Annotated in this window: 5 protein-coding genes; 4 read left to right on the top strand and 1 reads right to left on the bottom strand. The window is 48.0% G+C overall.

Annotation, left to right across the window (positions count from 1 at the left end; genetic code table 11):
* Nucleotides 1-362 precede the first annotated feature (362 nt).
* From QUB16_RS32330 to QUB16_RS32315, 4 genes are all read left to right on the top strand, one after another.
* Nucleotides 363-1,313 carry a hypothetical protein gene (locus QUB16_RS32330; protein WP_333322422.1) on the top strand — a complete coding sequence of 317 codons (951 nt, stop codon included), beginning with the start codon at nt 363-365 and terminating at the stop codon, nt 1,311-1,313.
* 241 nt (nt 1,314-1,554) lie between these two features.
* Complete coding sequence (recG, locus tag QUB16_RS32325; protein WP_333322420.1) at nt 1,555-4,068, top strand: ATP-dependent DNA helicase RecG; 2,514 nt, start codon at nt 1,555-1,557, stop codon at nt 4,066-4,068.
* Between the two features lie 388 nt (nt 4,069-4,456).
* A complete protein-coding gene (gene fusA / locus QUB16_RS32320) occupies nt 4,457-6,541 on the top strand; it encodes an elongation factor G (protein WP_333322418.1) in 2,085 nt (694 codons plus the stop codon).
* 123 nt (nt 6,542-6,664) lie between these two features.
* Nucleotides 6,665-7,201 (top strand): Uma2 family endonuclease, encoded by a 537-nt coding sequence (locus tag QUB16_RS32315; RefSeq protein WP_333107390.1) that lies wholly within the window; start codon nt 6,665-6,667, stop codon nt 7,199-7,201.
* 116 nt (nt 7,202-7,317) lie between these two features.
* Here QUB16_RS32315 and QUB16_RS32310 read toward each other — a convergent pair.
* Nucleotides 7,318-7,757 (bottom strand): HNH endonuclease (locus QUB16_RS32310; RefSeq protein WP_333322416.1); only part of this gene is annotated, 440 nt, incomplete at its 5' end.

Genomic DNA, 7,757 nt, shown 5'->3' with positions numbered 1-7,757 from the left:
GAGCGGAATGATGCGAAAGCATCACGTTCCGTTCTGAACGAGAGGTAGGGGTAGAAATGCCCCTATCGACTCTAACACTGCAAACCTTACTACTACAGACAGCGTAAAAATGGAAAACTTGCGTAATATCAAATCCGTTAGCATCGGAATAGTAAATTAGAGTTCACGGCGTTCACGGCGTTCACGGCGTCAACAGTCAACCGTCAACAGTAAAAATCATTCCGGTGTTACCGGAAATGATATAAGTCCTATAGCAATCCTAAATGATTTGTGGGATGGGCATCTTGCCCGTCCAAGCTAGAAGCCTGAACCACGTTCCTAACTGACTTGGGATTGCTATATTTTAATTTTATACGAGAGATATGGTGCGACCCCGAGAGAGAATAGAGCAAGATTTGGCAGGACTCGAAGAGGCTTTAGCAGCCTTGAATTTGGAGTTTCGCAGTACCTACGAAGGTTATTTAACGGCGTTGGGGCAAGCGGTGCGGCAGCAGTTAATTTTGGCTTGCTATCACCTTTGCACTCAAGCAGTACCGGAGTCGTTTCTCAAGTTGTCCTTCGATGGGCGGCAAAAAATGCAGCAGTCTGTAAGGGCTTTGGCTGTGGCGTCGGAGGAAAAATTGCGATCGCTGGTGACTGAATCACAAGCAGAGGAAGAAATAGAGAAAGAGAAAGAGAAAGAGGAAGAGGAAGACGAAGAGGAAGACGAAGACGACTTCGACAAAGACGAAGAGGAAGAAGAGGAAGACGAAGAAGACGAACAGGAAGAAGACGAACAGGAAAAAAACCAAGTTTCCGCCATTAACTATCTATTTTCCTTGGCAAATTATCAATTGCCAAGTGCCAATTCCCCAGAAAGTTTGGCACGCTGGCAAAATAGTATTGAAAAGTCGATCGTCCATATACTCAAGCTGCTTTCTCGCGACACCAACCGCTTGCTGCAACAGTCGGGAATCTTGCCGAGTCAATTACCAGAACCGGTTCTCGAAGCTGCTTCTCAAGCTGAATCCTCCGGCGATAGTGTTGCCGGGCCGCCTAACTTATTAAACTTAATCATTGAAACCGATGCCTCATCAGCATCGCGAAAATTGGCGGCAACAACCTTTGGTAGTAGGGCGCTGCACATTACAGCGATTAAACTGCGGCTATCGGAAATAGAGTTTGCCGATGCGGGAACCTCGGCTTGGCGCCAGCAAATTCGTAACCTCTCTGTAAAGTTGAACTCGCTGGGCCGCGATTACCAGAAAAAGCAGCGGGAACTCGCTGTGGTGGAGGCTGAGTCGGCTTGGCGATCGAGTTGGTTTGAAGATTAGTCAGTTGTTAGTTGTCAGTTGACAGTTGTCAGTTGTCAGTTGGCAGTTGACAGTTGTCAGTTGACAGTTGTCAGTTGTCAGTTGGCAGTTGACAGTTGTCAGTTGGCAGTTGGCAGTTGTCGGGAATTCTTGAGCTATGATTAATAACTAATGACTAATGACTAATGACTAATGACTAATGACTAATGACCAATGACTAATGACTAATGACTAATGACTAATGACTAATAACTAATGACTGATGACTAATAACCAACCAGAATGGCAGCGATTGCAAAAAGCTCTTTCAGTAGAAGCCGATCGCGGATTTAACGACATCCAAGGCAGTCAATACCGCTTCAGCGAGTTTCTGGGCCTGAGTTTGAGACAGTTGGCAGGTTCTGTGGCGGCTTCTTCGCGCGATCGAGCCAGACAACTAGCCGCTGAATTTGACATCTACCCTCAGAAGGATCTCGAACAGCGCCAGCATTCGATCGCCATTACCGTCAGTTTTCTGAGGCAATTGGAGCAAGTTTGGGAACAAGAAACTCGCCACCAGCAAGAACAAGCACGACAAGTCAGACCCGCAAACGCAAACGCTTCCGAACCAACCGCCCCAGCAGTTTCCGTTCCCCGAACTGCACCCCTGAGTACAGCAGCCGCACCACCAAGCCTGACTCTTGACCAACAGTTAACCCGCGTCACCGGCATCGGCCCCGCCAACGGCAACCGCTTGGTCAAACTTGGTTTATATACTGTATACGACTTGCTTTACTACTATCCCCGCAACCACATCGACTATGCAAAGCAAGTACAAATTCGCGAACTCGTAGCTGGGGAAACTGTCACTTTAATCGCTGAAGTAAAGCGCTGCAATTGCTTTTCTAGTCCGAAGAATAAGAAGTTAACCATATTAGAAGTAATTTTAAAAGACCGCACCGGAGAGATAAAAATTAGTCGTTTTTTTGCAGGCCCTCGCTATAGCAATCGCGGTTGGCAAGAATTCAAAAAGCGCGAGTATTGTACAGGTGCGGTGCTGGCAGCTTCCGGGTTGGTGAAGCAGGGTAAATATGGAATTACTTTAGAAAATCCTGAGTTAGAAGTATTAGACGACTCCGAGGGTGCGATCGAATCAATGAAAGTCGGCCGCCTGATACCAGTTTATCCGCTGACTGAGGGGGTGGATGCTGGTTCGGTGAGGCGATCGATTTTGGCTGCAATGCCGGCGGCGAAAATGTTGCCAGAATCGCTACCAGAGGATTTGCGCGAGCGTTACGGTTTAATGGGTTTAGCCGATGCCGTGACTAATATTCACTTTCCGCTCGATCGAGATTGTTTGGCCGCCGCTCGCCGTCGCTTAGTTTTTGACGAATTTTTCTACCTGCAATTAGGACTTTTAAAGCGCCGCCAAACCCAAAGAAAAGCTCAAGCTAGTGCAGTCATCCTTCCTACTGGCAAATTGATCGAACATTTTTATGAAATCTTGCCCTTTGCGATGACGAATGCTCAGGAAAGAGTAATTAATGACATCCTCAACGATTTAGCTTCGTCGCAACCGATGAACAGATTAGTGCAAGGCGATGTCGGCGCAGGCAAAACCGTAGTAGCCGTCGTGGCAATGCTAGCAGCAATTCAATCCGGCTATCAAGCCGCTTTAATGGCGCCGACAGAAGTTTTAGCAGAACAGCATTACCGCAAATTGGTAGGTTGGTTTAATTTGATGCACTTGTCTGTTGAACTGTTAACTGGTTCGACAAAAGTAGCCAAGCGCCGAGAAATTCACAACCAGTTAGAAACCGGAGAATTGCCCGTTTTAGTGGGAACTCACGCGCTAATTCAAGATACGGTAAATTTCCATAAATTGGGTTTGGCGGTAATTGACGAACAGCACAGATTCGGTGTACAGCAGCGCGCTAAATTGCAGCAAAAAGGCGAAGCTCCCCACGTTTTGACGATGACGGCAACTCCCATTCCCCGGACGCTGGCGCTGACGTTGCACGGGGATTTAGATGTGAGTCAAATTGATGAACTTCCCCCCGGTAGGCAGGCGATTCAAACCACTGTACTGTCTGCCAAAGAACGCATTCAAGCTTACGATTTGATTCGGCGGGAAGTGGCGAGCGGGCGTCAAGTTTATGTGGTGCTGCCGCTGGTGGAGGAGTCGGAAAAGTTGGATGTGCGATCGGCTATTGAGGAACAAGAGAAACTGCAAAAAAGCGTATTTCCTGAGTTTAAGGTGGGTTTGCTCCACGGCAGGATGAGCAGTGCTGACAAAGATGAAGCAATTTCTAAGTTTCGGGACAAAGAAACGGATATTTTAGTATCTACTACTGTGGTCGAAGTGGGAGTAGACGTGCCGAATGCCACGGTAATGCTCATTGAAAATTCTGAGCGTTTTGGACTGTCGCAACTGCACCAGTTGCGGGGTAGAGTCGGTCGGGGCAGCAACCGTTCTTATTGTTTGTTAATGCCCGGTTCCAAATCGGCGGAAGCTATGCAGAGAATGAAGGTTTTAGAACAATCTCAAGATGGTTTTTTTATTGCGGAAATGGACATGAGATTGCGCGGGCCTGGTCAGGTTTTGGGAACTCGGCAGTCGGGTTTGCCGGATTTTGCTTTGGCGAGTTTGGTGGAGGATCAGGAGGTTTTGGAGTTGGCGAGGGCGGCGGCTCAAATGGTAATTGAAAATGATGAAAGTTTGAATCAGTGGCCGGTGGTGCGGGATGAATTGGAGCGGAGATATCAGCGGATGATGAGTGGGTCGATTTTGACTTAGACGGCGGTTGAAACCGCTTATACAAAAACGAAGTCCGCCTCCGAGGACTGAATAAAATAACGCAATTTAAATCGCCCGGTCTTCAACCTGCGGAGGCAGGTTTTGTTTGTGTAGACGCGGTTTCAACCGCCCGGTCTTCTCCGACCAAAGAAACCGGGTTTTTCAGCTTGGTCTGGGTTATTTTTATCGATTGTAAGGATTCCCGTACTGATCGCACCAAGAATCCTTCGCAGGAATGACGGGGAAGTGTCAAAATTAAGATAGTCCTGCCAGAAACAGGGGAAAGAAAATCTAGCCTGTACTGGCGCCTAAGGCAACATTGATTCCTCGCTGGTTACGCTTGCAGGTGGTCGCCGACGGTTCGTCGCATTTAATCTCAACAGTAATTATGAAAGATCTCACTCGTTATCGAAATATCGGCATCTTCGCCCACGTAGATGCTGGCAAGACCACCACAACTGAAAGAATCCTGAAACTGACAGGTAAAATCCACAAAATTGGTGAAGTTCACGAAGGCGCGGCGACTACTGACTTCATGGAACAGGAGCAAGAGCGCGGTATTACGATTCAGTCCGCTGCTACCACCTGCTTCTGGAACGAGCATCAGCTCAACATCATCGATACTCCGGGACACGTCGATTTTACGATCGAAGTTTACCGTTCTTTGAAAGTTCTCGATGGTGGCATTGGTGTGTTCTGCGGTTCGGGTGGAGTTGAACCGCAATCTGAAACCAACTGGCGCTACGCTAACGATTCCAAAGTCGCTCGCGTCATCTACATCAACAAGCTCGATCGCACCGGTGCAGATTTTTACCGCGTTGTCAAGCAAGTTGATAAAATCCTTGGCGCTAAACCGATGGTAATGGTCTTGCCGATCGGCATAGAAGAAAAGTTTTGCGGCGTAGTCGATTTGCTGACCCGCAAAGCCTGGATCTGGGATGATTCCGGCGATCCCCTGAACTATCAAATTAAAGATGTTCCCGCCGATATGGTCGATGATGTCGAAACTTGGCGCGAAAAGTTGATCGAACTGGCAGTCGAGCAAGACGACACTGTGATGGAACAGTATCTTGAAGGCAACGAGCCGAGCCTCGACGACATCAAGCGCTGCATTCGCAAAGGTACTCGCGATCGGGCATTTTTCCCCACCTACTGCGGCTCATCGTTTAAAAACAAAGGCGTGCAGTTGGTTCTGGATGCCGTAGTTGACTACCTGCCTAACCCGATGGAAGTCACACCGCAGCCAGAAGTCGATCTCGATGGCGAGGAAACCGGCGAGTTTGCGCTCGTCGATCCCAACAGGCCATTGCGGGCACTCGCGTTTAAGATCATGGACGATCGCTACGGTGCTTTAACCTTCACGCGCCTGTACTCCGGTAAGTTGTCCAAGGGTGACACCGTACTCAACACCGCCACAGGCAAAACCGAGCGCATCAGCCGTTTGGTGGAAATGCACGCCAACTCTCGCGAAGAAATTGAATCCGCGCAAGCAGGAGACATTGTGGCGATCGTCGGTATGAAAAACGTCCGCACCGGACACACCATCTGCGACCCCAAAAATCCCGCCACCCTAGAGCCGATGGTATTCCCCGATCCCGTTATTTCGATTTCGGTCAAACCGAAACAAAAAGGCGGCGAAGAAAAAATGGGAGCAGCCCTCACCAAGATGGTGCAAGAAGACCCATCTTTCCACATGGTGACGGATCAAGAAAGCGGCGAAACGATTCTCAAGGGGATGGGCGAGTTACACCTCGACATCAAAGTAGACATTCTCAAGCGCACCCACGGTATCGAAGTAGAAGTCGGCGAACCACAGGTAGCCTACCGCGAGTCGATTACCAAGCGCCTCGAAGACGAATACACCCACAAAAAGCAATCAGGTGGTTCCGGTCAATTTGCCAAAATTGGCTATGTGATCGAGCCTGGTGAGGTTGGAAGTGGCTTCCAGTTTGAGTCAAAAGTGACAGGTGGTAGTGTGCCGAGAGAATATTGGCCAGCGGTCGAAAAAGGCTTTGAAAGCTGCATCGACAAAGGCGTCTTGGCCGGATTCCCCTGCCTAGACTTGAAATTCACGCTTCTAGAAGGCGGTTTCCACCCCGTTGACTCGTCAGCAATGGCTTTTGAAATTGCTGCCAAAGCGGCCTATCGGCAGTCTCTGCCGAAAGCCGGGCCTCAGTTGCTCGAACCGATTATGAATGTCGATGTATTCACTCCAGATGATTACATGGGCGACGTGATCGGCGACCTCAACCGCCGCCGGGGGATGATGAAATCTCAGGAGACAGGCCAAACAGGAGCGCGGATCAAGGCAGATGTACCGTTGAGCGAAATGTTTGGTTACATTAGCGACTTGCGTACTATGACATCTGGCCGCGGTCAGTTTTCCATGTCTTTCTCGCACTATGCTCCTTGTCCGAATAACATCGCTGAAGAAGTGATTAAGGCGGCAAAAGAGCGTCAAGCTGCGAAGTAGTAGTGCTTTTGACTCCCGGTAGGTGCTATCTGGAGTCAAACAGAACAATTCAATCCCCGACAACTTCTACGAAGTCGGGGATTTAATCTAGATAATAAGTACAGTGAGGTTCGACAAAAAAATATGATTGAGTCGATCGCAACACTTTCATTAACAGACTTCCTCGCTCAACCGGATATTGAATCCTCGCCTGCATGGGAATTTATTCTGGGACGAGCGGTTCAAAAAACTATGCCAACCCTTTTTCATTCGCGACTGCAACACAACTTGGTTAACTATATCAACGATCGGACTGATCGATTTGAAGCGATACCAGAGTTGCGTTGCTTGGTACTTCCCTACTCGCCAGTACCAGATATAGCGATTGTAGCAGGCGATCGGCTTACCGATGAAGACGGACCACTTAACGGCGCACCGGATTGGTTAATTGAAATTCTATCGCCGGATCAAAGCACTTTAAAATTGCAGAATAAGATCCTCCACTGCCTCATTAACGGCACGCAATTAGCATGGCTAATCGATATCTCTCACCAACAAGTTTGGGTATGGCAGGGTGAGGAGCTACCTATAATCTGTTCGGGTGCAGATATTTTACCAGTTTTAGGTATTCTCCCGGAACTTACGGTTGATGCTGTGATGGCTATGATTCGCCGACAGTAGGCATTTTATTAGAAAACTGGGTTTAAAACCCCGTTGATAGTAATTAGGGTTTGCTGAATATAGCGCATATTGCGTGGTCTGGGTTTGCGATCGGCTTATTCAGCAAGCCCCACATATTAGATAGTAGAACCACGAGCAGAATTCAACAACATCTTGATTTCTTCAACACTAAATGGTGGTGAACGACGATGAATCATAGCGTGACAATTTGGACAAACAGGACGCAAATCTTTTATAGGGTCAATTTCATACTCTTCTGCAATTTCTGAAAGGGGTTTTAGATGATGAACATGAATGAAACCTTTTCCTGGTTGTCCAAAAGTTTTGCCAAAATCGAAATCACAAATATAGCAACTAGAACCGTAATAATCAATACATTTTTGTCGAGCTTTAGGCTCTCGTTCATAGGCATTGACTGAAACTTGCCGTACAGCCCCCTCACGAAATGTTTGTACTGAATCTACTTCATCAGGAAAGAATCTAGGGCGTCGGTTCAGTATCAGGAGTTGACAAAACAGACGGGAAATGATATGTGAATTGAGAAGCCTGTTAAATT

It is taken from the genome of Microcoleus sp. D3_18a_C4 (genome assembly GCF_036702415.1).
Taxonomy (GTDB): Bacteria; Cyanobacteriota; Cyanobacteriia; order Cyanobacteriales; family Microcoleaceae; genus Microcoleus.
The sequence above is the reverse complement of the archived record's forward strand: the minus strand, read 5'-3'. Positions and strand labels throughout refer to the sequence as shown.

Excerpts from the sequence above, each read along its gene's own strand:
- QUB16_RS32330 (WP_333322422.1), top strand. The coding sequence starts at position 363 with ATGGTGCGACCCCGAGAGAGAATAGAGCAAGATTTGGCAGGACTCGAA.
- fusA (WP_333322418.1), top strand. The coding sequence starts at position 4,457 with ATGAAAGATCTCACTCGTTATCGAAATATCGGCATCTTCGCCCACGTA.
- QUB16_RS32315 (WP_333107390.1), top strand. The coding sequence starts at position 6,665 with ATGATTGAGTCGATCGCAACACTTTCATTAACAGACTTCCTCGCTCAA.
- recG (WP_333322420.1), top strand. The coding sequence starts at position 1,555 with ATGACTAATAACCAACCAGAATGGCAGCGATTGCAAAAAGCTCTTTCA.